Source organism: Streptomyces sp. C36, assembly GCF_040932295.1.
In the GTDB taxonomy this organism is placed as follows: domain Bacteria; phylum Actinomycetota; class Actinomycetes; order Streptomycetales; family Streptomycetaceae; genus Streptomyces; species Streptomyces triculaminicus.
The window spans coordinates 15067-38654 of sequence record NZ_JBFQGI010000009.1 but is presented as its reverse complement, the minus strand read 5'-3'; the positions used below and the strand labels follow the sequence as shown (position 1 = coordinate 38654).

The window sequence follows — 23588 nt, the reverse complement described above, 5'->3', positions numbered from 1 at the left end:
CCGCTCTCCCCGCTCGGGAGCGGCGGCCTTCCGCATGGTCCGGACGGGTTGTCGTGCCCGGGTGCCCACCCCCGTTACCCCGGGCACCCGGACCCCCCGTGCCGGTACCTGGAGTGTGCGCACCCGGCGAAGGAGCCCGCAAACCCCTTCGGCCCGAGTCGAAATCGGGCGTATGAACGATGGGGCGGGAGGCGAAACGCCGCAGGTCGGACGGGTAGTGCCGTGGGTGTGGGCGGATCAGGGGGTGGGCCCGTAACCGAGGGTGGTGAGACCGCGGAGGGCGTCGGCGGGGACGAGGGCGCCCCGCCTTTCCTGCCGCGAATAGCCGCTCACCAGCCCCGCCAGCCGCCCCGTGCCCGTATGGAAAGCCGGAGCCCCTCGCAGCCCGCGGATGAAATCTCCCTCCAGGCGCAAGACCGCTCCACTGCGACCCTTCACCTCCAGCAGGCAGGAGTAGGGTTCCCAGTCCTTGCCTTCCGCACCTCTCCCGCTGATGATCAGCTGGCTTCCGGGGGTCGGCTGCTCCCCGAGTCCGACCACTGGGACGGGGAGTTCCCGGGGTGATTCCAGCCGCAGCACCACCAGGGCGGGAAAGGGCGTCCCGCCCGCTACGTCATCGTGTTCCGCAGGCAGCCACTCGACCACCTGCGCGGCGAGAGCCTTCTGCCGAGAGAAGTCGAAAACGCGCACCTTCTCGGGCCTCGGCCCGTCGAAACTCCAGATGGCCCGCCACGTGGTCACCACGGTCGCCGGGTCGATGAGCAGCCCGTTTCCGATGGCGTCCCCGGCGACCTGAACGGTGACGGAGTCGACGAACGACTCGTCGACGTTCCAGATCCCGGCGTTCATGTGCACGTCACCGTGGATGACGGTTCCCGCGAAGGGAGACGCCGACCCGCTCCCGGCCGCACCGGACCCGGGGGCGGCCAGCGCGTCCGGGCGGTCCGTGCGGCGCTCCGACTCGGCCAGCTGCCGCTCCAGCCGGTCGCACCGCGACTCCGCCTGCCGGTGCAGCTCCCGCGTCCGCTCCAGCTCCTCCGTCAGCTGACGGATCTCGTCCTGGAGCCGTTCCCGCTCGTCATCCGGCGCGTCGTCGGTCATCGCCGGCTCCGATGTGGCCTGAAGCTGGCGGAATTGCAGCTGCAAGTCCCGGATGCGGTGCTCGCGGTCCCGCAGGGCGTCCTCCAGTACCCGCTCCCGCGCGGAGACGCGACGCGCTTCCTGGTCCGCCAACGCCAACTGCTGCTCCAGCAGCTGCACCTTGTGGCTCGGACTCTTGCCGGCTTTCAGCGCCGCCATGTGCCGGGCGCGCAGCATCCGCGTCGTCTCGACGGTCGGTACGGTGCCGCGCTCCTCGGCGACGTCGTGAAGCAGGTGGAGGACGAACTCCCAAGGAGGAAGCCGCTGTCCGCTCAGATAGCGGGAGATAGTGGAGGAGTCGTAGCTGCGGCGGGCCGCGTAGCGACGCTCGGAGATGCCGAGACCCGAGAAGAGGTCACGCAGCGCCTGGGCCAGGGCACGCGACTCGGGCGCCAGGCCACCGCCAAATGCTTGTAACTCCCCCACTGGTCCCCCTGATTGCCACTGCTGCCGACAGCCCGGCAACACCGCTGCCACTGCCGCAGCACCCTCGCCACCGCCCACGCTGGACGAATGAGCAACGACAATAGGCGAGTTCACGACCTCATCGTCTTCCTCTCCGTACTTCTCACCGGAACGGTCCTCGTTTGCCGGGGCGTCCCGCCCGAGTCTCTGGCGACGGTCGCCATCGCACTGTCGGGCCTGTACGCGACCTGGCGCCGCCGCACGTGATCCGTCACTGGGCGCGGCCGTCCCCCGGCTCGAACCCGCGAGACCAGGGCCTGGCCCGGCATGGAACCGCCCGCCGTGCGGGGGCGTTCGCACGGCGGGCGGAGTGCGGGCGGAAGCTCAGAGCCGGCGGAGTGCGGGCGGGAGGTCAGAGCTCGCAGCCGATCGGCGGGTTGCCCGCGTCGACGCGGCAGACGTCGAAGCCTGGGCCTCCGTCCGTCACGCCGAGGTCGACGTGGACGTGGAGGAAGTCGTTGCCGTCGCCGCCGAGGGCGCGGCCGGTGGGGGCCAGCGTCGTGCGGAGGTCGAGGAGGTCGGCGCCGGGGCCGCCGTCGGCGCGGCCGGCGTAGGCGTTCGGGCCGGTCTCCACGCGGAGGACGTCGTCGCCGGCGGCGCCGAAGACCGCGCCGCCCGGCTCGATGCGGGCCGTGTCGCGGACGGTGAGGGCGTCGTTCTGGGCGCCGCCCCCGACGTCGCCGCGGACGACGCCGGCGATGTCGACGACGTCGTCGTCGCGTTGGGCATCGATGAACGCGCCCGGCTCCACCACGCCGGTGACGCCCAGCGTGACGCGGTCGTCGCCGAAGCCGGCGCGGACCCGGCCGCTCACGACGCCGTCGAGGATCACCGTGTCGTCCCCGCCTCGGGCGTCGACGACGGTCCCATCGTCGACGGCGTGGCAGGCGATCAGGTCCTCAAGCTCGGTGCCGGTGACCGCCGGCCCGGAGGCCGGAACGCCGTTGACCGTGCAGGCGGTCTCGGCGCGGGCGGGCGTCACCGGCAGGGCCACGGTCGGCAACAGGGCTGCCGCCGCGACGGTGACGAGCCGTCGGGCACGTCTCCTCGCGTCGTGCATGACGACCACATCCCCTCCACGTGGTAGCCGTTCCGACCCCAACCGGAACCGGGCTTACCTCGATATTTCCGCAAAGCAGACACGCCGAAACCGTGCGGAAATTACTCGAAGGGGTGAATGTCGGCTGTTTCGCCGTGCGTTGGCGGGGGTGCGGCGCTACCGCACCCTTCACTCCCCCCGGGTCCTGTCGAGCTCCTCGGCGGCCCAGCGGGCCCATTCCTCGCGCATGGCGGTGAAGCGCAGGCCGTATTCGAAGGCCAGACGGCCGTTCACGGACAGCGGGTCGTCGCCCCAGTCGATCCGCCCCTCCAACTCCGTCAGTGCCTCGTGCTGCCGGGAGGCGCGCTCGGCCTCGCCCGTGAGATAGGTGATGGCCTCGAGGGGCGTGAGGTGATTGAGGAAGAAGACCCGCAGCAGGGCGTCGCTGCGGCGGGGCGTGTCGGGCTGGGGCTCGGTGAGCCAGCGGTGGAGCTCCATGCGGCCGTCCGGCGTGATGGCGTACTCCTTGCGGCCGCGGGGGCCTTCCGCCGAGACCTCCAGCAGGCCGGCCTTCGCGAGCTTGGCCAGCTCGCCGTAGACCTGGCTCTGCGTGGCCGGCCAGACGTTGCTCAGAGAGGTCTCGAACCCCTTCATCAGGTCGTATCCACTGGCCGGTTCGTTCGCCAGCAGGCCCAGCATCGCGTGTCTCAGGCTCATGACCCCACTCTACCCTCCATAACAGACATGTCGAGGGTGGACAGTCCACAACTGACATGTCATAGTTGGAACGTCGGCCGGGGGGCCGGCGCCGACACGGCCGGCCACGGCCACCTGACGAGGGGATTTCCGATGAACTACCTGCGCGGCTTTCTGCCCTGGATCGCCTTCGCGATCGTCTCCTCCTCCGGCTGGCAGTGGGGCGCCGCCGCGGGCCTCGTCACCGCCGTCGCCCTGCTGATCAAGGAGCGCGCGGCGGGCACCGCCGGGGAATCGCTGATACTCGAGTTCAGCACGGCAGGCTTCTTCACCGCGCTGACCGCCCTGGCCTTCGCCCTCCCGCACAGCGCGCTGCAGGACTTCGGGGGCGCCATGTCGCTGGGCTGGCTCGCCCTGACCGCCTGGGCCACGCTGGCCGTCGGCCGCCCGTTCACCACCGGCATAGCCAAGCGCCAGGCCCCGCCGGAGGTCTGGAACACCCCGGTCTTCCGCCACATCAACGTCGCGATCACCGCCGCCTGGGCAGCCGCTTTCACCCTGGCCGCCGCCGCGCTCGCCGTCGCCGACGCCAACCACCTCGGCAGCGGAGTGACCACGGCGATACAGGTCGCCGGATTCGCGCTCCCCGCCGCCTTCACCGCTCGCTACCCCGACCGTGTCCGCGCCCGCCACACCAAGGCCGCCCACTGAGCCCGGGGGCGGACATGCCGCGGGGGCCGACCGCAGAAGCGGCCGGCCCCCGTAACCGAATCGTCAGGACCCCGTCGGCAGGACCCCGTCGTCAGGACTTCGGGGCCACCTTCGACAGGCCGTTGATGATGCGGTCCATGGCGTCGCCGCCCGTCGGGTCCGTGAGGTTCGCCAGCATCTTCAGCGTGAACTTCATCAGCAGCGGGTGGGTCAGGCCGCGTTCGGCCGCGATCTTCATGACCTTGGGGTTGCCGATGAGCTTCACGAAGGCGCGGCCGAGGGTGTAGTAGCCCCCGTACGTGTCCTTGAGGATCTTCGGGTAGCGCTGCAGCGCCAGCTCCCGCTGGGCGTACGAGGCCCGGGCGTGGGCCTGCACGATGACGTCGGCGACCAGCTGGCCGGACTCCATCGCGTAGGCGATGCCCTCGCCGTTGAAGGGGTTGACCAGGCCGCCCGCATCACCGACGAGCAGCAGGCCGCGGGTGTAGTGCGGCTGGCGGTTGAAGGCCATGGGCAGGGCGGCGCCGCGGATCGGGCCCGTCATGTTCTCCGGGGTGTAGCCCCAGTCCTCGGGCATCGAGGCGCACCACGCCTTGAGGACCTCGCGCCAGTCCAGTTCCTTGAAGGAGTCGGAGGTGTTGAGAACGCCGAGGCCGACGTTGCTGGTGCCGTCGCCCATGCCGAAGACCCAGCCGTAGCCGGGCAGCAGCCGGTCCGGGCCGGGGCCACGGCGGTCCCACAGCTCCAGCCAGGACTCGAGGTAGTCGTCGTCGTGACGCGGGGAGGTGAAGTATGTGCGAACGGCCACGCCCATCGGGCGGTCCTCGCGCCGGTGCAGGCCCATGGCCAGCGAGAGCCGGGAGGAGTTGCCGTCGGCCGCCACGACGAGCGGCGCGTGGAAGGTGACGGGGGTCTTCTCCTCGCCCAGCTTCGCCTCGACGCCGGTGATCCGGCCCGTGCGGTCGTCGATGACGGGGGCGCCGACGTTGCAGCGCTCGTACAGCCGGGCGCCGGCCTTGACCGCCTGGCGGGCGAGCTGCTCGTCGAAGTCGTCGCGCTTGCGGACGAGTCCGTAGTCCGGGTACGAGGCGAGGTCGGGCCAGTCGAGCTCGAGGCGGACGCCGCCGCCGATGATGCGCAGGCCCTTGTTGCGCAGCCAGCCCGCTTCCTCGGAGATGTCGATGCCCATCGCCACCAGCTGCTTGGTGGCGCGGGGGGTGAGGCCGTCGCCGCACACCTTCTCGCGCGGGAAGGCCGTCTTCTCCAGCAGGAGGACGTCGAGCCCCGCCTTGGCCAGGTAGTAGGCGGTCGTGGAGCCGGCCGGGCCCGCCCCGACGACGATCACATCAGCGCTGTGTTCGGAGGGGGACTCGGTCACGGCGGGGACTCCCGAAGACTCGTCGGTTGGAGAAACACCTGCAGTCTATGGGGGAGACCCCGCCCGGCCTGCGGGGGTCAGTTGAAGTCGACCGGCATGACCGTCCACGTCGAGACGGCCGTGTCGAACACCTTGCGCGAACCCGACCAGTACTCGTCGCGCGCCTGGAAGTAGATCGCGTACTCCGTGCCCGCCTCGTTCGCGTACGCCTGGTCGATCGCGTGCATCGTCCTGCCGGTGTTCCGCTCGGTCCAGGTGAACTCCCAGCGGGCGCCGGGAAGACCCTGGAAGGTGTTGGACTCCAGCGAGACCCGCTTGTACGTGCTGTTCTTCTCCTGGAGCGTCTTCTCCAGCTCCAGGAAGTGGTCGTAGGAGGACTGCTTGCTCTTGAGCACCAGGCCGACCCTGACGTACGAGCCGCCCGTGCTCGCCTCGTAGTCGGTCTGGAAGCTGCCCTGCTCCTTGCGCTGCCAGCCCTCGGGGATCGCGAGTTTGAAGCCCATCGGGTCCTCGACCATGGAGTAGCCGGAGGGCACGGAGGCCGAGCCGGAGGCCAGCGGCGAGGGAGCGTCGGAGGGAGAGGGCCCGGTCGTGGGTCCTGTGCTCGGCGCGGCCGGCGACGGCGTCCCGCTCGCCCCGCCCGAGGGGGTGACGACCACGCGCTTGTCGTTCTTGCGCGCGCTGTCCTGCTTGCCGTCGTCCTTGCGGACCAGCATCAGCCCGCCGGTCACGACCCCGCCCACGAGGAACGCCGCCAGGCCGGCCGCCACCCACACGAGCGGCCGCCGGACCATCCGCGGACGCGGGGCGGAAGGAACCGAAGGAGCGGAAGGAGCAGCCGGAGCGGAGGAAGTGAACGAAGCGGAAGGCGGGCCGGGAGGGGTCCACTGGGGCGTGGGCGGCTGAGCTGCCGGAGGCTGCTGCGCCGGGGCCTGCGCCGGCGGCGCGGCAGGAGTGGGGGGAGTGGAAGGAGCAGCCGGAGCGGGCGGAGTGGCCGGAGCCGCAGGAGCCACGGGCGCCGGCGCAGACGCAGGCGCCTGCGGCGGCACCACCGGCGTCGCCGTCGTCGAACCCTCCGGCGCGAACCCCGGCATCGGCGGCGCGGGCGTGAAGCCCTTCGTACCGCCACCGCCGCCACCGCCACCCGGACCGCCCGGACCGCCCGGACCGCCGAATCCGCCGAACCCGCCGCCCGGCGTGCGGATCACCAGCGTCGCCAGCAGCACCGCCCCCGCCGTCCACAGCAGGCCGAACAACAGCAGCTCGCCCGCGTTCGTGGCGACCGACGCCTCGACTCCGCGCGAGCGGTACGACAGCGACGTCCCCGCCGTCATCTCCATCGACGCACCGGAGACCAGCGACAGCAGCCACAGCGCGGCCAGGAAGAACACCCCGGACAGCACCTGCTCGCGGCGGTCCGCCGAGCGCCGCGCCACCAGGACCGCCAGCAGCACCGCGCACACCACGCCGAGCAGCACGGCACCGGCCTGCGCCCAACCGCCCGCCGCCTCGCCGAGTTCGGAGAGGCCGAGGGTGCCGCCCTCGTTGCGGCTGCTCTCGGTGGACGAGGCCTCGATGCCCGCGCCCCAGGACAGGCCCAGCGTCGCCAGGCCCGCGTTGACCAGGAGCGGCAGGATGACCAGCCAGCCCCAGTCGCCGGCGTCCTCCTGGTGGGAGGCGACGACGATGAAGGCGACGATCGCGCACAGTCCAGTCGTCAGCCCGAGCGCGCGCAGGGCCGTGCCCCAGGCCCGTACGGCCATCCGCGCGTCGGGGCCCAGGCGGGCGGCCAGCGCGTCGCGGCAGAGCACCGCACCGCTCACCGCGCCCGCGAGCGCGCACGAGAACAGCGCGGCGAGGGCGGGGTTGGTGGAGACCGCCACGACCGGCACGTCCGGCTGGCCGATCAGGCCCAGCACCAGCACCACGACGCCGCACAGCAGCGCGACCCGCACCGCCGCCTCGGCGCCGCCGCCGGCACCGGCCGGGCGGGCGTCGCGCAGCCGCTTGGCGCCGAGGGCCACCATGAAGGCCCACAGGAGCGTGATGGTCAGCGGCCATACGGAGACCGAGCCGCTGCCCCGGATGAACATCGACAGCAGTCCGCCGCTGCGCATCTCGACCTCGAGCGTGGCGCCGAGGCCCTGCAGGAGCAGCGCGAGGACGACCTGGAAGCGGTCGGAGAAGTTGCCGAACTCGGCGGCTTCGTAGGCGTCGGCGGACGGCGCCGCGATCACGGTCGCGAGGAAGAGCAGCAGCGCCGTGGGCCACACGGTCACCTTGAGCGCGCCCACCCAGTCGCCGGCGAAGGTGCGGCTCAGGAACAGGCCGGCGCGGGAGGGTTGCGGGTGGGGGGCGTACCCGGGCGGGGCGCCGGGGAAGGGCGGTTGCCCGGGCCGGGGCGCGGCCGACGGGGGTGCGGCCGGGGGCGGCACGGTCGCCGGCATCGGGGGCGCGGCGGGTGCCGCCGGGGCCTGGGCGGGGACCGCCGCCGGGGCCGGTGCCGTGGCCACGGCCGACGGGGCGGCCCCGGCCGCCGTGTCGCCCTCCGGGCGCTCCTTCCCGCATTTCATGCAGAAGCGCGCGTCCGGCACGAACGCGGAACCACAGGCGGGACAGAACGACGGCATAGGGCGCTCCGAGGCTCGGGCGGGGGGCGGTAAGGGTGTGGCCGGAGTTGGCCGATCATGATCGTACCGATCCGGCGCAGCCTGCCCATGACAAACGTCGACACGCACCGCAAGTCCGCTATGCGGGACTATCTGCGGGACCATGTGGGGATTCCCGCCATGTTCCGGCGCCCGTTCGCCCCTCGTCCGCCGCCTTTTCGCGGCCTTTGCTCCGCTTTCGGGTCAGCTCGCCGGCTTGAACCCACGGTGCAGCGCGACGATGCCACCGGTCAGATTGCGCCACGCGACATCCGACCAGCCGGCGCTCTGCAGCCGCGCGGCGAGCGCGGGCTGGTCGGGCCATTCGCGGACCGACTCGGCGAGGTAGACGTACGCGTCCGGGTTGCTGCAGACCGTGCGGGCGATCGGCGGCAGGGCGCGCATCAGGTACTCGGTGTAGACGGTGCGGAACGGCGCCCAGGTGGGCTGGCTGAACTCGCAGATCACCACGCGCCCGCCGGGCTTGGTCACCCGCAGCAGCTCGCGCAGCGCGGTGTCGGTCTCCTGGACGTTGCGCAGCCCGAAGGAGATGGTGACGGCGTCGAAGACGTCGTCCGCGAAGGGCAGCTTCGTGGCGTCGCCGGCGGTCAGCGGCAGCCAGGGGTTGCGCTTCTTGCCCTCGCGCAGCATGCCGAGGGAGAAGTCGCACGGTACGACGTACGCGCCGTCGGCGACGAAGGGCAGCGAGGACGTGCCCGTGCCGGCGGCGAGGTCGAGGACCTTCTGCCCCGGGCGGGCGGCGACCGCCTGCGCCACGGCCTTGCGCCACAGCCGGGCCTGGCCGAGCGAGATGACGTCGTTGGTCAGGTCGTACTTCGCCGCCACGTCGTCGAACATCGCGGCGACTTCATGCGGCTGCTTGTCCAGGGATGCTCGGGTCACGTGCCCATTGTTCACCACGGGCCCCGGCGCTCTTGGACGGGGACGGCTCGCCCGGGAAGGACGGACGGCCTCGCGGTGCGGTTGCGCGTTCCGGTGGACCCCCACGCCCACGGGACCACCGGCCCCTCCGCCCCGTCGCCCCCTCGGCAACCAGGCTTCCTCGACCGGCGGTGCGCGTCCTCAACGGCCCGGCCTGACGGCGGGCCCTCCACATCCGCTCCGGGAGGCCGCTCTCGGCGGCCGCCCCCGCGCCGTTCATCCTGCCGGGCGAAAACGGCCGTAAGGGCTCCCCTTGATGAGGCCCTGACGTGCGCGGACGCCGTCCTTACGGATCACTGACGGGCCGAGCCTCACAGACCCGGCCCGTTCAAGACGCCAGCAAAGCGGTCAGGTCGATCTCAACGGGGAACGGCACCTCGGTCACCAGCTTCTCCTGATGCACCGGGTGCATGGGCGCTGGGATGTACGACCTCGACTCGACTGGCAGCCAGAACTCATGGACCGCGAGGCGCTGATCCTTTTCCAGCTCGATACGCCAGTAGTACGGCACCCCTGCCCGGGCGAAACGCTCAGGCTTGCGGACGCGGTCCTCGCTCCGGGAGCCGGGCGAAACCACTTCCACCGCCAGCTTCACCTTGTCGGCAGGAGTGCACTCCACGGTCAGGAGATCGAGATCCGTTTTCTCGAAGACGACCACGTCGGGCTTGTTCACATTGTTGTCGTCGAACATGACGCAGCGCTCGACATTGACCCGGTACGCGGCAGGGGCGGCGAGTCGCAGATGGTGACGCAGCTCGTCACGTACGTTGTCGTGCCATAGCTTCGTCTGCCCACGGGGCACAATCGCTCCATCCACGAGTTCCCAGTCGAAGGGCAGATCAAGGTCCTTCACCTGGTCGAACGTCCAGCCCTCGGCAGGCGGGACCATCCAGTTGTCCAGCGTGACCTGCTGCGGGCGACCAGTAGTCATGACTGCTCCCATGGACGCGAGTGTGGACGCGGGTGCGGATCGCGGTCCCATATACGACGGTAGCGTCGCCCGAAGTGATGAACGGGTTTCCACGCCGCCCCGGCCGCCCTCAGCGGCGCCGGTACACCAGCCGCCCGTCGAGGACGGTCACCAGCGCGGTGCCGTCGGCGGCGAACACCGCGAAGTCGGCGGGTGCGGACACCGTCAGCGCCGCCGGCCGCGGGCCGGGCAGCACGCGGATGCCGGAGCGTTCGACGGCGGTGCGGACCGAGGCCCGGACGAACGGGCCGGACAGACTGGTCGTGCCCACCGCCAGGAGGCGCTGGACGCCGCGCCGGGCGCTGCCGCCCCAGCGGGTGTCCGTCATCTCCAGCGCGGCGAGCGCGGCTCCCGCCAGGGGCTCGGTGCCCAGGACGTCGGCCTCGCGGGGGTCGGGGTGGTACGCGGCCTCCAGGTACGCGGCGGCGTGCGGCTCGTGGCGGCCCGGCGCGAGGACGCCGTCCCACTCGCGCACGCGCGCGTGCGCGCCGGCTTCCGCGCGCACCCGCTCGTACGGGCCGATGGCGGCGATCAGGCTCCCGGAGACGGCGACGGCGTAGCCGCCGGGCGCCTCGAGGAGCTCGCCGTCCTCCGTGAGCCGGACCGCGCGGACGCGGTGGACCGTGGACATCGTCCGCGCGTCAGCTCGCCTGGACGATCTTCAGCTCGGGGTGCGCGGTGCCGCCCTCGATCGCCGTCGAGGACAGGTGCGAGACGACGCGGTCGTCGACGGGGTCGTTCGCCGGGTCGTCGTGGACGAGGAGGTGCTCGTACGTCGTGGCGCGCTGCGCCGGGACGCGGCCGGCCTTGCGGATGAGGTCGATGAGCTCCATGCGGTTGGAGCGGTGCTTGGCGCCGGCCGAGGAGACGACGTTCTCCTCCAGCATCACCGAGCCCAGGTCGTCCGCGCCGTAGTGCAGCGAGAGCTGGCCCGCCTCCTTGCCGACGGTCAGCCACGAGCCCTGGATGTGGGCGACGTTGTCGAGGAACAGCCGGGCGACGGCGATCATCCGCAGGTACTCGAAGACGGTGGCCTGCGTCCGGCCCTTCAGCACGTTGTTCTGCGGCTGGTAGGTGTACGGGATGAAGGCGCGGAAGCCGCCCGTACGGTCCTGCACGTCCCGGATCATCCGCAGGTGCTCGATGCGCTCGGCGTTGGTCTCGCCGGTGCCCATCAGCATGGTGGAGGTCGACTCGACGCCCAGGTTGTGGGCGAGCTCCATGATCTCCAGCCAGCGCTCGCCGGACTCCTTCAGCGGCGCGATGGCCTTGCGCGGCCGCTCCGGCAGCAGCTCGGCGCCGGCGCCCGCGAAGGAGTCGAGGCCGGCGGCGTGGATGCGGCGGATGGCCTCCTCGGCGCTGACGCCGGAGATGCGCGCCATGTGGTCGATCTCGGAGGCGCCGAGGGAGTGGATGACGAGCTGCGGGAACTCCTTCTTGATCGCCGAGAAGTGCTCCTCGTAGTACTCCACGCCGTAGTCGGGGTGGTGACCGCCCTGGAACATGATCTGGGTGCCGCCGAGCTCGACGGTCTCCGCGCAGCGGCGCAGGATGTCGTCCATCGGGCGGGTCCAGACCTTCTCGCTCTTCGGCGGGGCGAAGAAGGCGCAGAACTTGCACGCGGTGACGCATGCGTTCGTGTAGTTGATGTTGCGCTCGATGATGTACGTCGCGATGTGCTCGGTGCCCGCGTAGCGCCGGCGGCGCACGGCGTCGGCCGCCTGCCCCAGGGCGTGCAGCGGCGCGGAGCGGTAGAGCTCGAGCGCCTCCTCCGGGGTGATCCGGCCACCGGCCGCGGCGCGGTCGAGGACGGCTGTGACATCAAAGGACTTGAGGTCGGCGTCGGTCACCGGGCGTCCCTTCGGAGGGGGTATGCGATACCGGGTCAGCCTACGCGAGGGGCCCCGCCGGGCCCCGCCCGGGCCGGTCAGCCACCCGCTTTGGTGAGCGTGGCGGTCGGCCGGCCGCCCTGGGCGTCGTCGGAGGTGTAGGCGAGGCGGCCGCCCTCGGCGAGGGAGTACGTCACGGTCGCCTTCGCCCCCGTGCACAGCGTCTTCCGCTCGCCGTCGGTCACCTCCTCCAGCGTGATCTTGTTCGCCGTCGCCGTGACCAGCTTCGCCTTGGCCCGGCACTCCATGACGCCGAGCACGGAGTAGGTCGTGCGGACCACGTAGGCGCCCTTGTCCCCGGCGGTGATGGTGCTGGTGATCGTGCCGTTGGGCGTGCCGTCGGCCTGGATGACCTGCCCGGTCCAGGTGCCGAGGAACTCCCCCGGCACCTCGGAGCGGCTCGCCCCGGTGCCCGGCGCCGGCGCCGACGCCGTCGTCCGGGGCGGGGACGCGGCGTCTCTGCCGCCGTCGCCGGTGCCGGGCAGCAGGCCGGTGAAGAAGGCGCCGGTCAGCAGGCCGACGGCCAGCACTCCGGTGACGGTGAGCACGAGGGAGCAGCTCACCGTCCGCCGCTCGGTGCCGCCCGCCGTGGCGGCCAGGGAGATCCGCCTGCCGCCCTGCGGCGCGTCCGCCGCGGGCTCCGCGGCGGGGGCGGACCGCCGCCCGAGCCACCGCCGCCCGGGCGCGCGCGGCGGGTGCGAGGGCTGCGTGGACCCCGGCCCGTACGCTCCGGCCGGCGGCCCGTACGCCCCGGCCGGGCCCGCCGCCCCGTCCGCCACGGCCGCCACGGCGGCCTCCAGGTTCAGCAGCTCCACCGCCTGCAGGCTCACCGTCTCCACCAGCGGCGCCGGCAGCCAGCCGGACCGTACGAGTCCGCTCGCGCCCGCGGCGGGGGCTAGCCGGCGGGCCACCTCGGGCGGGCCCGGCCGGTCCTCCGGCGCCTTGGACAGGCAGCGGGCGACCAGCTCCCGCAGCTCGCCGCCGAGGCCCGGGCCCAGCACCGGCTCCTCGTGCACGACCTTGTACAGCAGCGCCGCCGAGCTCTCGCCGGGGAAGGGCGGCGCGCCGGTGGCCGCGTACGCCAGGACCGCGCCCAGCGAGAAGACGTCCGCCGCCCCGGTGACGCCCTTGCCGAGGATCTGCTCGGGGGCCATGTAGCCGGGCGAGCCGACCGACACCCCGGTCGTGGTCAGGGAGGCCGTGCCCTCCGTGGCGCGGGCGATGCCGAAGTCGATCAGCCGGGGGCCGTCCAGCGCCAGCAGTACGTTCGACGGCTTGACGTCCCGGTGCACCAGCCCCAGCGCGTGCACCGCCGCCAGCGCCTCGGCCAGCCCCGCGCCCAGCGTGCGCACCGTCGCCTCCGGCAGCGGCCCCACCTCGGCGACGGCCTGGGTGAGCGAGGGCCCGGCCACGTACCCCGTGGCCACCCACGGCACGGCGGCGTCCGGGTCGGCGTCCAGCACGGGCGCCGTCCAGGCGCCGCCGACCTTACGGGCGGATTCCACTTCCCGGCGGAATCTGGCCCGGAACCGCTCGTCCAGGGCGAAATGCGGATGTACGGCCTTGACGGCCACCGTGCGGCCGCCGGCGCTGCGCCCGAGGTACACCCGGCCCATGCCACCCGCCCCCAGCCGGCCCAGCAGCCGGTACGCGCCGATGACCTGCGGATCTTCTGCCGTCAGTGGCTGCATCGGGCCTTTCGCCTCCCCCCAGGCGGGGCCCAGCGGCCCCGAAATCAGCCTATGACTCATTTCACGGCACCCGCCAGGAACCCCGACGCCTGGTTTGCCCATCCACTAGGACGGAACAGACCGTCATGTCCTTCGGGGCAGCAGCATCATCCGGAGCGACGCGATGACGCACACACCCAACGGGGGCTACGGGCCGCCCAACGGGGGATACCAGCAGCCGAACGGCGGCTACCAGGGCGGCGGGGACTACCCCCCGCCCCACGGTGGCTACCAGCAGACCCAGACGTACCAGCGCCCGGACGGCGACTGGGACCCCGACGGGTCCTACCAGTCCCAGGGCCGCGCCCGGGCCGGCCGCGCCAAAAAATGGACGATCATCGTGGCGTCCATAGCCGTGCTCGGCCTGATCACGGCCGGCGTCCTGAGCTACTTCAAGATCGGCCCGTTCTCGGACAAGGGCAAGCCGGTCAGCTTCGGCCAGGACCAGGCCGGCGGCGGCCAGGCGGGCGGCGCCGGTGCGCAGAAGCCGGACTCCAAGGTCTCGCTGCCGACCGGCCCCAAGGCGGAGTTCAAGAACACCAGCACCCTGTCCGACGGCACCCAGGTGGCCGTCACGACCCTGGACGGCAAGAAGTCCGGCTTCAAGGGCAAGGTGTGGGTCTGGGCGCCCAAGGCGTACAACGACCCGAAGTTCAAGGACCACGGCTTCCCGGTGATGGTCGCGCTGCCCGGCGGTCCCGGCTTCCCGAACAACTACTGGATGGACGACGGAGGCCTGCACCTCGAGTCGTCGATCACCAAGTGGTACAACGAGGGCAAGGGCAAGCCCTTCATCCTCGCCATGCCGGTCCTCAACCCGCAGCCGGACACCGGCGGCCTCTACTGGGACGGCAGTGACATCCCCGGCCAGCCGAAGATGGGCACCTGGCTCACCGAGGACGTCCCGGACCTGATCCGCGCCAACTTCCGCACGATCAAGTCGCGCGACGGCTGGTCCTTCATGGGCTCCTCCTCCGGCGCCTTCGCCGGCCTGAAGGCCGTGCTCAAGCACCCGGACAAGTTCAAGGCCGTGATCGCCTCCGGCCCGGACATCGTCCCGGACTCGCGGCTGTGGAACGGCCACGAGAAGGAGAAGGCCGAGAACAACCCCGAGGTGCTGGCGAAGAACCTGATCGCCGCCAAGGGGCCGGACGTCTACCTCGCGTTCCAGTACGGAACGAAGGAGTCCAGCGTCATCCCGCACGTGGACAAGTTCATCGCCACCTATGGCAACAAGGGCCCCGTCCACACGCGCCTGCAGAAGATCGAGGGCGGTCGGCACAACGCCAAGACCTACATCGAGGGCATGGACGCGGGCAGCATGCAGTGGATCAGTGAGCACATGGAAGGCCCCGTCGCTCCCTGATCCCCACCCCGCCGGGCCCCGGTCTGTTCCCCGGGAGCCCGGCGTAGGCCGCCCGGCGGCACGCGCGTCACTCGCTCCGAAGCCCTGACCCCTCGCGGGGGGTCAGGGCTTCAGCAGTTCCACCCGCACGTCGGCGGGGTAGCCGGTGTCCGCGCCGGTGCGGCGGGCGAACTCCTCGACCCCGGCCAGCTGTGCCGGGCCGAAGCGGAAGTCCAGCGTGGTGAAGTAGCGCTCCAGCAGCGAGGCGTCGAACGCCTCCCAGCGCGCGGCCTGCTCGGCGACCTTGCCGACCTCCTCCAGGGACAGGTCCCGGGAGGCCAGGAACGCCTCGTGCACCTTGGCCACGATCCGCGGCTCGCGGGCCAGGTAGTCGCGGCGCGCGGCCCAGACCGCGAAGACGAACGGCAGCCCCGTCCAGTCCTTCCACATCTGCCCGAGGTCGTGGACCTCCAGGCCCAGCCGGGGGGCGTCGTGCAGGGAGGCGCGCAGCGCGGCGTCCCCGATCAGCACGGCGGCGTCCGCCTCCTGCATCATCGCGCCGAGGTCGGGCGGGCAGGTGTAGTACTCGGGGGTCACGCCGTAGCGCTCGGCGAGCAGCAGCTGCGCCAGCCGCACCGAGGTGCGCGAGGTGGAGCCGAGGGCGACCCGGGCGCCGTCCAGCTTCTCCAGCGGCAGCTGCGAGACGATCACACAGGACATGACCGGCCCGTCGCAGCCGACCGCGATGTCCGGCAGCGCCACGAGCTCGTCGGCGTTCCTGAGGAACTCGACCAGGGTGACGGGGGCGATGTCGAGGTCGCCCCGGACGAGCTGCTCGCTGAGCTTCTCCGGGGTGTCCTTGGTCAGATCCAGGTCGAGCAGCGCGCCGGTGCGGGCAAGGCCCCAGTAGAGGGGCACGCAGTTGAGGAACTGGATGTGGCCGACGCGCGGGCGGCTGCGGAGCGGCTCGGGCACATCGTCGGCGATCGCTACGTCTGAGGCTGAATTGTCCACATCCGGAGGCTAGCCCCGGGCTCCGGCGACCGCCGGGGCGGGGTGCCGCCACTCCGGCCCGATCGGACATCTTTTCCGGAGCGAAGGGCCGGAAAACCCCCCATGGGCGTGATCTTTGACTCCTTCCCCGGAAGAACGTGGCGTGCTAGGCTCGCCGCAAGTTGCAGTTTGGTTTCCCTTGCAGTACAGAGCCTGCGGAGCATGTGACCCGCAGGCTTTTGTAGTTTTCAGACTTCTCGCAGGTTCTGGAGCAGGGCAACCCTTTGGGCCCAAGGAGGGCTTTATGGCTACCGGAACCGTGAAGTGGTTCAACGCTGAAAAGGGCTTTGGCTTCATCGCCCAGGACGGCGGGGGCCCCGACGTCTTCGTTCACTACTCCGCGATCAACGCCTCTGGCTTCCGCTCCCTCGAGGAGAACCAGCAGGTCAACTTCGACGTCACGCAGGGCCCCAAGGGTCCGCAGGCCGAGAACGTCACCCCGGTCTGATCTTCGGATCTCTCCGGCCGACCGGATCGCGGTCGATCGTGCTGTACCCAAGGAGCCCTGCCTTCCGTTTCCGCGGAGGGCAGGGCTCCTGCCTTTTCACCTCGATTTATCGCTCATTTCACTGCCGTCACTGTCGTCACTGACACCACTTCCCTCACCCGAACTTTTGCCCCCCCCGTTCGTACAGCGCATCGATTTCGGCCGCATAGCGTTCACCGACCACCGCTCGGCGGAGTTTCAGGGTGGGCGTCAGCTCGCCGTTCTCCACGCTGAAGTCCTCGTTCAGGATTGCGAACGCACGGATTCGGGCGGGCCGGGCCGCCCGGGCGTTGGCCTCGTCGACCGCCTCCTGGCACAGCCGCCGCACCTCGGGGTGCCGGGCCGGCCCCGACTCCCCCAGGTCCAGCCCCTCGCGGGCCGCCCACGCCGCGACCTCCGCCGCGTCCAGGGTCAGCAGCGCCACCGGGTACGGGCGGCGGTCCCCCACCATCACCGCGCGGGAGACGAAGCGCGAGCGCTGGATGGCGAACTCCACCGGCGAGGGCGCGAGGTTCTTGCCGCTCGACGTGATGATCAGGTCCTTCTTGCGGCCGGTGATCGTCAGATAGCCGTCGGCGTCCAGCGTGCCCACGTCACCGGTGTGCAGCCAGCCGTCGGCGTCGACCGCCCCGGCCGTCGCGGACGGATTGTCGTGATAGCCGGCGAAGACGCCCGGCCCCCGGGCCAGCACCTCGCCGTCCCCGGCGATCCGCACCTCGTAGCCCTCCACCGGCCGCCCCACCGTGCCGGGCCGGGCCGCGCGCTGGTGGTTGGTCGTGATCACCCCCGAGCCCTCGGTCATCCCGTAGCCCTCGTAGACGCCGATGCCGCAGGCCCGCAGGAAGTCCAGCGTCTGCGGCGCGATCGGCGCGGCCCCGGTCAGCGCCCAGCGCAGCCGCCCGCCGAAGGCCGCCCGTACGAGCGAGAACAGGCTCTCCTCCGCCGTCTCCCACGCCGCCCGCAGCTCCCCCGCCGGCTCCTCGCCGCGCGCCCGGGCGTCCGCCACGGCCACCCCGGTCCGTACCGCCTCCTCCAGGCGCGCCCGCCCGCCCGGGCCCTGGGCCTCGGCGAGGGAGACGACCTCGGCGTGGATCTTCTCGAACAGCCGGGGGACCGACGGCAGGTGGGTGGGCCGGGCCTCCGCCAGCTCGGCGACGACGTTCTCCACCTTCCCCCCGAAGTAGCACAGCGTGCCGCCCTGACGCAGCGAGGTCAGCTGGATGATCTGCCCGAGGACGTGGGCGAGCGGGAGGTAGAGGTAGGTGGTGTCGCCGGGGCCGTTCTCGGTGAGGTGGACGGTGGCGTCCTGGTTGGAGATGACGTTGGTGTGGGTGAGGCGGCAGCCCTTGGGCAGGCCGGTGGTGCCGGAGGTGTAGATGATGGTGCACAGGTCCTCGCCCCGGCGGGCCGCACCCCGCTTCTCCAGCTCGCCCTGCCCCACCCCGCCGGGCAGCCGGCGCAGGGCAAGCTCCCCCGGCTCGCAGCCGTCCGTGTCCATCAGCACCACATGCCGCAGCGCCGGCAGCTTGGCCCGCACCGCCGCCACCCGGGCCGCCTGCGCGGCGTCCTCGCAGACGACGACCGACGCCCCCGAGTCGCCCAGCACCCAGACCAGCTCGTCCTCCCCGGCCGTCGGGTAGACCGGCACCACCGCGGCCCCGGCGGACAGCGCGCCGAACTGGGCCACCGTCCACTCCGGCCGGGTCTCGGAGACGATGGCCACCCGGTCGTCCGGCCGCACCCCCAGCGCGATCAGGCCGCGCCCGACCGCCCGTACCTCCTCCCGCAGCGCGGTGAAGGTCGTCTCGGCCCAGCCGCCGCCCTCCTCGCGCGAGCGGAAGCGCAGGGCCGGCAGCCCCCCGTACCGTTCGGCCGCCCAGTCGATGAAGGTCGCGAGTGTGCCGGGCCGTGCGCGATCCATGCCGCCTCCTGGAATAGGTCCCACCCCACCCGACGCTAGGCAGCCCGACCATCCCACAGGGATGACCGGAAGCGTCAGCGCCACTGACCCCGGCGCTCAGGCGGGCTACCGTGCAGGGCATGAGCATGCCGACGATCAGCGTGCACCACCTGCGGGCCGCGCTCGGCGGCGCGCGACGGCTCGGCATCGACGCCGTGCCGCTGCTGCAGCGGGCGGGCATCCCCCCGCTGCTCCTCGGCGACGACCGGGCGCGGGTGCCGGCCGAGCGGTTCGCCGACCTGATACGGGCCCTGCAGCACGCCACGGGCGACGAGTTCCTCGGGCTGGGTCCGGCGCCCAGCAGACCCGGCAGCTTCGCCATGATGTGCTACGCCTGCCTGGGCTGCCGCGACCTGGGCAGCGCCGTGGAACGGGCCGCACGCTTCTACGGGCTCTTCCCCGGCGGCCCCGGCCTGTGCCTCGAACGACGCGACGGCCAGGCGGTGTTCACCGTCCGCGACGACCTGCGCGACCACCCCGAGGGCCACTTCCTGGCCGAGTGCGTCCTCGTCGTCTGGCACCGGCTGGCGAGCTGGCTGATCGGACGGCGCATCCCCCTGCTCCGGGCCTGCTTCTCCTGCCCGGAGCCGCCGCACGCCGACGAGTACTCCCTGATGCTCGGCTGCCCCGTGCGGTTCGGGGCGGCGAGCACGGGCGCCGCCTTCGACGCCCGCTGGCTCGCGGCACCCCTGGTGCGCGACGAGGAGAGCCTGCGCGAACTGCTGCGGGGCGCCCCGGCCGAGCTGCTCAGCCGCCGCGAGTACGGCACGACCGTCACCGAACAGGTGCGGCGGACGTTCGTACGGGCACTGCGCGAGGGCCGCCCGGCCCGGCTGCCGGAGGTCGCCCAGCTGGCCGCCCGGCTCGCGGTCAGCCCGGCGACGCTGCGCCGCCGACTGCAGGAGGAGGGCACCTCCTACCAGCGGCTGAAGGACCAGGTGCGACGGGACGCGGCCATCGCGGGCCTCGCCGAGGGCCGGGAGCCCATCGCCGAGCTCGCCGCGCGGCTCGGCTTCTCCGAGGACACCGCCTTCCACCGCGCCTTCCGGCGCTGGACCGGAGTCACCCCGGGCGTCTACCGGCTCCGCGGTCAGCGAAGCTGAGCTTCCTGGTCAACGCCGTGTTACCCGCCGGTTACTACCGTCGGCCCAACTGCCTCAGCCACACCGGACAGTTGGGAGAACCGCATGCACCTGCGCACCAGAGCCCTCACCGCGCTCGCCGCGCTGGCCGTCTCCTTCGGCCTGACGAACGGCACCGCCTCCGCCACCGGGCAGACGACCGGATCGCCCGGCGACATCGTCACCTCCGCCCCCACCTCCTTCCACCCCCTGCCCGGCCAGCCCACCTTCACCAAGGCCTGGCACATCACCTACCGCTCCACCACCGCCCGGGGCGCGCCCAACGTCGTCTCCGGCACCGTGATCGTCCCCCAGGACGGCAGAAAGGGCCCGCGCCCCCTGGTCACCTACGCCGTGGGCACGGTCGGCCTGGCCGACCGGTGCGCCCCCTCGGCCGGCTTCCCCCGCGGCACCACCCTCGAGGCCAACCTCATCCAGCAACTCACCCTGCGCGGCTGGGCCGTGGCCGTCACCGACTACGAGGGCCTGGGCACCCCCGGCGACCACACCTACGCCGTCGGCCGCGCCGAGGGCCACGCCGTCCTCGACGCCGCCCGCGCCGCGCAGCGGCTGCCGGAGGCCGGGCTGGGCGCGAAGAGCCCCGTCGGCATCATGGGCTACTCCCAGGGCGGCCAGGCCACCAGCTGGGCGGCCGAGCTGCACGACTCGTACGCCCCCGAACTCGACGTGCGCGGCACCGCCACCGGCGGCGTGCCCGCCGACCTGCTCAAGACCGCCCAGTACAACGACGGCGGCATCGGCGCCGGCCTCGCCCTGATGGCCGCCGCCGGCCAGAACGCCGCCTACCCCGAGCTCGACCTGGACCGCTACCTCAACGCCAAGGGCCGCTCCTACATCGACTTCATGAAGAACAACTGCGTCGCCATCGACGCCGTCGCCGGCCTCTTCAAGCGCATCTCGGACGTCACCGTCACCAACCCCCTCCAGGCCGCCGACTGGCAGCGCGCCCTGCACGACTCCGACCTGGGCACCCACGCACCGGACCACCCCGTGTACCTCTACCACGGGGTGATCGACGAACTGATCCCGTACGGCGTGGGCAAGCAACTGCGCGCCGACTGGTGCGCCAAGGGCGCGGCGGTCCAGTGGAAGTCGCTGCCGTTCGGCGAGCACGTCCTGGGCGTGGTCACGGAGTCGATACCGGCGGCCAACTGGCTGGCCGACCGCTTCGCGGGCAAGCCCGCCGCCGGCAACTGCTAGCGGGACGGGGCGGGTCCGGGGGCCGCGGCCCCCGGACCCGCCCCGGGCTCACCCGCCGTACAGGGCCGCGATCTCCGCGGCGAAGTCCCGCGCGATGGCGGCGCGCCGGAGCTTCAGCGACGGCGTGATGTACCCCGACTCCTCCGTGAAGGCGACCGGCAGCACCGTGAACCGCCGGATCGACTCAGCCCGCGACACCAGCGAGTTCGCGTCGTCCACCGCCTCCTGCAGCGCGGCCCGCAGCGCCTGGTCCGCCACGAGCTCCTGGAGCGGCACGTCCTCCAGGCCGTTCATCTTCTGCCAGTGCGCGAAGCCGTCCGCGTCGAGGGTGATCAGCGCCCCGACGTAGGGCCGGTCGTCCCCGACCACCACGCACTGGTCGACCAGCGGGTGCGCCCGCAGCCGGTCCTCCAGCGGGGCGGGTGCCACGTTCTTGCCGCCCGAGGTGACGATCAGCTCCTTCTTCCGGCCGGTGATGGTCAGATAGCCGTCGTCGTCGAGCGCGCCGATGTCCCCGGTGGCGAACCACTCCCCCGCGTCCGGCCGCACCGCCTCGCGGCGATCGGCGTCCCAGTACCCGGCGAAGACGTGCCCGCCGCGCAGCAGCACCTCGCCGTCCTCGGCGATGCGCACCCCGCCACCGGGCAGCGGCCAGCCGACCGTCCCCAGGCGCGGGCGCAGCGGCGGCGTCAGCGTGGCGGCGGCCGTGGTCTCGGTCAGGCCGTAGCCCTCGAAGACCTCGATGCCGGCGCCCGCGTAGAAGGCGGCGAGCCGGGGGCCGAGCGGGGAGCCGCCGCTGATGACGTAGCGGACCCGGCCGCCGAGCGCGGCGCGGATGCGGCGGTAGACCAGCGGGTCGTACAGCGCCCGGGCCGCCCTCAGCCGGGGCCCCGGGCCGGGCCCGGTGCCGTGCCGCCGGGCGGCGTCGGCCTCGCCGTGGCGGCGGGCGACGGAGGCCGCGCGGTCGAAGGAGTCGGCCCGGCCCATGCGTTCGGCCGTCGCCCGGCCGGTGTTGTAGATCTTCTCCAGGACGTAGGGGATGGTCAGCAGGAACGTCGGCCGGAACCCGGCGAGGTCGGCGCGCAGCTCCTCGGTGCGGATGCTGGGGGCGTGCCCCAGCCGGACGCGCGCCCGCAGGCAGCCGACCGCGACCATGCGCCCGAAGACGTGCGAGAGCGGCAGGAAGAGCAGGGTGGCGGCGGCCTCCCCGGTGGTGGCCTTGAAGACCGGGTGCAGCAGGCCCGTCGCGTTGTCGACCTCGGCGAAGAAGTTGGCGTGCGTCAGGACGCAGCCCTTGGGGCGGCCGGTGGTGCCGGAGGTGTAGATGAGGGTGGCAATGTCGTCGGGGGTACGGGCGGCGCGCCGCTCGTCCACCGCGGCGTTGGGCAGGGACCGTCCGGCGGCGACGAGCGCGCCGACGGCGTCCTCCTCCAGGCGCCAGAGGTGGGCGAGGTCCGGCAGGTCCCCGGCGGCGACGATCTCCGCCTGATCGGCGGTCTCGACCACGCAGGCCGCCGCGCCGGAGTCGCGCAGGATCCAGTGGGTCTGGACGGGCGAGGAGGTGGGGTAGACGGGGACGGTGACCAGGCCCGCGGCCCAGGCCGCGAAGTCCAGCAGCGTCCACTCGTAGGACGTACGGGCCATGATGGCGAGCCGGTCGCCGGCCCTCAGCCCGTGGGCGAGGAGGCCCTTGGCGACCGAGCGCACCTCGGCGGCGAAGCGGGCGGCGGTGACGTCGCGCCACAGCCCGTCGGGCTGCCTGCGGCCGAGCACCACGTCGGCGGGGGCCTCGGCGGCGTTGTCGAAGGGGAGGTCGCCGAGCGAGCCGCGCGGGGCGGGGCCGGCGAGCGGGGGGACGAAGGCCTCGCGGACGACGCCGGCGACGGCCGTCGTGCGGGGCGGGACGAGCGGAGGCAAGGTGGTGCTGGGCGGTACGGACACGTGCGGCTCCTGACCCACATGCGAGACCGGCAAGTAACCTTACTCAGCGGTAAATCTATGGCCGTAAATGTACGCGCGGCGGCGGGAGGCGGCCAGGGCCGCGCCGGCGCCGGACGGCTCACGGACGGGCGGCACACGTCCAGCGACGCCCGTTCATGAGGTTGTCCAGGCCGACCCACACCACGTTCATCAGCGTCTCCGCCGTCGCCTTCTCCGAGGGGCCGGTGTCGGCCCCGGAGTTGGCCCAGCCCGCCAGCGACTCGGCGGCGCCCACGACCGCGTGCGCCAGCCCGGCGGCCTCGTGGGGCGCCAGCGGCACGGCGGGCGCGGCGGAACGGGCGGTCTCGGCGATCAGCCGGGTGACCAGGTCGACGATCTGCTGCCGCAGCCCCGCCACCACCAGTGCGAACGGCTCCCCATGGGTCCGCGCCTGGCAGCTGAGGACCGCCCACCCGGCGGGGTGCTCGGCGGTGTGCGCGAAGAAGGCGAGCAGACCGCACCACAGCCGCCGGTCGGCGGGCGCGTCCGGCACGGTCGCGCCCCGCACCGCCGCGAGCAGCGCCTCGGCCTCGCGCCGGATGCACGCGCTGAACAGGTCTTCCTTGGAGTTCAGGTAGAGGTAGACCAGTGGCTTGGAGGCGCCGGCCAGCTCGGCGATCTCGTCCATGGACGCGGCGTTGTAGCCGCGCCGGGCGAACACCTCGACGGCCGCGTCGAGCATCTGCCGCTCGCGCACCTCCCGGGGCATCCGCTTGGTCCTGCCGCCGGCCTTGCGCTTGGCCCTGGACTCCACGGGCTCGATGGAACTCATGACATTCACGACAAAATCCCTCCCCCCCGTCACGTTACCGG

The 23588-nt window shown here is 72.5% G+C and carries 20 protein-coding genes; 6 read left to right on the top strand and 14 right to left on the bottom strand.

Annotated elements, in window-relative coordinates; genetic code table 11:
• Positions 1-237: 237 nt before the first annotated feature.
• Complete coding sequence (locus AB4K12_RS25790) at positions 238-1566, bottom strand: hypothetical protein (RefSeq protein ID WP_368436598.1); 1329 nt, start codon at positions 1564-1566, stop codon at positions 238-240.
• 87 nt (positions 1567-1653) lie between these two features.
• Here AB4K12_RS25790 and AB4K12_RS25785 point away from each other — a divergent pair, with 87 nt between their 5' ends.
• Positions 1654-1812 (top strand): hypothetical protein, encoded by a 159-nt coding sequence (locus tag AB4K12_RS25785; RefSeq protein ID WP_179199022.1) that lies wholly within the window; start codon positions 1654-1656, stop codon positions 1810-1812.
• 145 nt (positions 1813-1957) lie between these two features.
• On the opposite strand, the gene AB4K12_RS25780 is transcribed toward AB4K12_RS25785, so the two are convergent.
• Entirely contained in the window at positions 1958-2665 is a 708-nt protein-coding gene (locus AB4K12_RS25780) for a hypothetical protein (RefSeq protein ID WP_368436597.1), read from the bottom strand.
• Between the two features lie 168 nt (positions 2666-2833).
• Complete coding sequence (locus tag AB4K12_RS25775) at positions 2834-3361, bottom strand: PadR family transcriptional regulator (RefSeq protein ID WP_368436596.1); 528 nt, start codon at positions 3359-3361, stop codon at positions 2834-2836.
• Positions 3362-3493: 132 nt separating this feature from the next.
• On the opposite strand from AB4K12_RS25775, the gene AB4K12_RS25770 reads away from it, so the two are divergent.
• Entirely contained in the window at positions 3494-4051 is a 558-nt protein-coding gene (locus tag AB4K12_RS25770; RefSeq protein WP_368436594.1) for a hypothetical protein, read from the top strand.
• A 91-nt stretch (positions 4052-4142) separates the two neighbouring features.
• Here AB4K12_RS25770 and AB4K12_RS25765 read toward each other — a convergent pair whose 3' ends face one another.
• The 7 genes from AB4K12_RS25765 to AB4K12_RS25735 form a co-directional block, all read right to left on the bottom strand.
• Entirely contained in the window at positions 4143-5429 is a 1287-nt protein-coding gene (locus tag AB4K12_RS25765; RefSeq protein ID WP_086573118.1) for a geranylgeranyl reductase family protein, read from the bottom strand.
• 77 nt (positions 5430-5506) lie between these two features.
• A complete protein-coding gene (locus AB4K12_RS25760; protein WP_368436593.1) occupies positions 5507-8059 on the bottom strand; it encodes a zinc ribbon domain-containing protein in 2553 nt (850 codons plus the stop codon).
• A 222-nt stretch (positions 8060-8281) separates the two neighbouring features.
• Positions 8282-8980, bottom strand: coding sequence for a demethylmenaquinone methyltransferase (locus tag AB4K12_RS25755; RefSeq protein ID WP_368436591.1), 699 nt, complete (start codon positions 8978-8980; stop codon positions 8282-8284).
• A gap of 367 nt (positions 8981-9347) precedes the next feature.
• A complete protein-coding gene (locus AB4K12_RS25750; RefSeq protein ID WP_368436589.1) occupies positions 9348-9962 on the bottom strand; it encodes a Uma2 family endonuclease in 615 nt (204 codons plus the stop codon).
• A gap of 97 nt (positions 9963-10059) precedes the next feature.
• Complete coding sequence (locus tag AB4K12_RS25745; RefSeq protein ID WP_368436587.1) at positions 10060-10620, bottom strand: hypothetical protein; 561 nt, start codon at positions 10618-10620, stop codon at positions 10060-10062.
• Positions 10621-10630: 10 nt separating this feature from the next.
• On the bottom strand, positions 10631-11839 hold the full coding sequence (gene mqnC / locus AB4K12_RS25740) for a cyclic dehypoxanthinyl futalosine synthase (RefSeq protein ID WP_086573312.1): 1209 nt from the start codon (positions 11837-11839) through the stop codon (positions 10631-10633).
• Positions 11840-11916: 77 nt separating this feature from the next.
• Positions 11917-13569, bottom strand: coding sequence for a serine/threonine-protein kinase (locus AB4K12_RS25735; protein WP_368436586.1), 1653 nt, complete (start codon positions 13567-13569; stop codon positions 11917-11919).
• A gap of 163 nt (positions 13570-13732) precedes the next feature.
• Here AB4K12_RS25735 and AB4K12_RS25730 point away from each other — a divergent pair, with 163 nt between their 5' ends.
• On the top strand, positions 13733-14974 hold the full coding sequence (locus tag AB4K12_RS25730; protein ID WP_368436585.1) for an alpha/beta hydrolase: 1242 nt from the start codon (positions 13733-13735) through the stop codon (positions 14972-14974).
• Positions 14975-15076: 102 nt separating this feature from the next.
• On the opposite strand, the gene AB4K12_RS25725 is transcribed toward AB4K12_RS25730, so the two are convergent.
• Positions 15077-15967, bottom strand: coding sequence for a menaquinone biosynthesis protein (locus AB4K12_RS25725; RefSeq protein ID WP_307842900.1), 891 nt, complete (start codon positions 15965-15967; stop codon positions 15077-15079).
• 283 nt (positions 15968-16250) lie between these two features.
• Between AB4K12_RS25725 and AB4K12_RS25720 the strand changes: the two genes are divergently transcribed.
• Positions 16251-16454: a cold-shock protein gene (locus tag AB4K12_RS25720; protein ID WP_003984261.1), complete on the top strand. Its 204-nt coding sequence runs from the start codon at positions 16251-16253 to the stop codon at positions 16452-16454.
• Between the two features lie 154 nt (positions 16455-16608).
• Here AB4K12_RS25720 and AB4K12_RS25715 read toward each other — a convergent pair whose 3' ends face one another.
• On the bottom strand, positions 16609-18414 hold the full coding sequence (locus tag AB4K12_RS25715; RefSeq protein ID WP_368436584.1) for a long-chain fatty acid--CoA ligase: 1806 nt from the start codon (positions 18412-18414) through the stop codon (positions 16609-16611).
• A gap of 119 nt (positions 18415-18533) precedes the next feature.
• On the opposite strand from AB4K12_RS25715, the gene AB4K12_RS25710 reads away from it, so the two are divergent.
• Both AB4K12_RS25710 and AB4K12_RS25705 read left to right on the top strand, forming a co-directional pair.
• Positions 18534-19556 (top strand): AraC family transcriptional regulator ligand-binding domain-containing protein, encoded by a 1023-nt coding sequence (locus AB4K12_RS25710; RefSeq protein WP_368436583.1) that lies wholly within the window; start codon positions 18534-18536, stop codon positions 19554-19556.
• 84 nt (positions 19557-19640) lie between these two features.
• Positions 19641-20795: a lipase family protein gene (locus AB4K12_RS25705; RefSeq protein WP_368436582.1), complete on the top strand. Its 1155-nt coding sequence runs from the start codon at positions 19641-19643 to the stop codon at positions 20793-20795.
• A 48-nt stretch (positions 20796-20843) separates the two neighbouring features.
• Here the strand turns inward: AB4K12_RS25705 and AB4K12_RS25700 are convergent, their stop codons facing one another.
• A complete protein-coding gene (locus tag AB4K12_RS25700; protein ID WP_368436581.1) occupies positions 20844-22736 on the bottom strand; it encodes a long-chain fatty acid--CoA ligase in 1893 nt (630 codons plus the stop codon).
• A 118-nt stretch (positions 22737-22854) separates the two neighbouring features.
• Entirely contained in the window at positions 22855-23547 is a 693-nt protein-coding gene (locus AB4K12_RS25695; protein WP_368436580.1) for a TetR/AcrR family transcriptional regulator, read from the bottom strand.
• Between the last annotated feature and the right edge of the window lie 41 nt (positions 23548-23588).

Excerpts from the sequence above, each read along its gene's own strand:
- AB4K12_RS25785 (WP_179199022.1), top strand. The coding sequence starts at position 1,654 with ATGAGCAACGACAATAGGCGAGTTCACGACCTCATCGTCTTCCTCTCC.
- AB4K12_RS25720 (WP_003984261.1), top strand. The coding sequence starts at position 16,251 with ATGGCTACCGGAACCGTGAAGTGGTTCAACGCTGAAAAGGGCTTTGGC.
- AB4K12_RS25760 (WP_368436593.1), bottom strand. The coding sequence starts at position 8,059 with ATGCCGTCGTTCTGTCCCGCCTGTGGTTCCGCGTTCGTGCCGGACGCG.
- AB4K12_RS25775 (WP_368436596.1), bottom strand. The coding sequence starts at position 3,361 with ATGAGCCTGAGACACGCGATGCTGGGCCTGCTGGCGAACGAACCGGCC.
- AB4K12_RS25745 (WP_368436587.1), bottom strand. The coding sequence starts at position 10,620 with ATGTCCACGGTCCACCGCGTCCGCGCGGTCCGGCTCACGGAGGACGGC.
- AB4K12_RS25710 (WP_368436583.1), top strand. The coding sequence starts at position 18,534 with ATGAGCATGCCGACGATCAGCGTGCACCACCTGCGGGCCGCGCTCGGC.
- AB4K12_RS25695 (WP_368436580.1), bottom strand. The coding sequence starts at position 23,547 with ATGAGTTCCATCGAGCCCGTGGAGTCCAGGGCCAAGCGCAAGGCCGGC.
- AB4K12_RS25730 (WP_368436585.1), top strand. The coding sequence starts at position 13,733 with ATGACGCACACACCCAACGGGGGCTACGGGCCGCCCAACGGGGGATAC.
- AB4K12_RS25750 (WP_368436589.1), bottom strand. The coding sequence starts at position 9,962 with ATGGGAGCAGTCATGACTACTGGTCGCCCGCAGCAGGTCACGCTGGAC.
- AB4K12_RS25735 (WP_368436586.1), bottom strand. The coding sequence starts at position 13,569 with ATGCAGCCACTGACGGCAGAAGATCCGCAGGTCATCGGCGCGTACCGG.
- AB4K12_RS25715 (WP_368436584.1), bottom strand. The coding sequence starts at position 18,414 with ATGGATCGCGCACGGCCCGGCACACTCGCGACCTTCATCGACTGGGCG.
- AB4K12_RS25705 (WP_368436582.1), top strand. The coding sequence starts at position 19,641 with ATGCACCTGCGCACCAGAGCCCTCACCGCGCTCGCCGCGCTGGCCGTC.
- AB4K12_RS25770 (WP_368436594.1), top strand. The coding sequence starts at position 3,494 with ATGAACTACCTGCGCGGCTTTCTGCCCTGGATCGCCTTCGCGATCGTC.
- AB4K12_RS25780 (WP_368436597.1), bottom strand. The coding sequence starts at position 2,665 with ATGCACGACGCGAGGAGACGTGCCCGACGGCTCGTCACCGTCGCGGCG.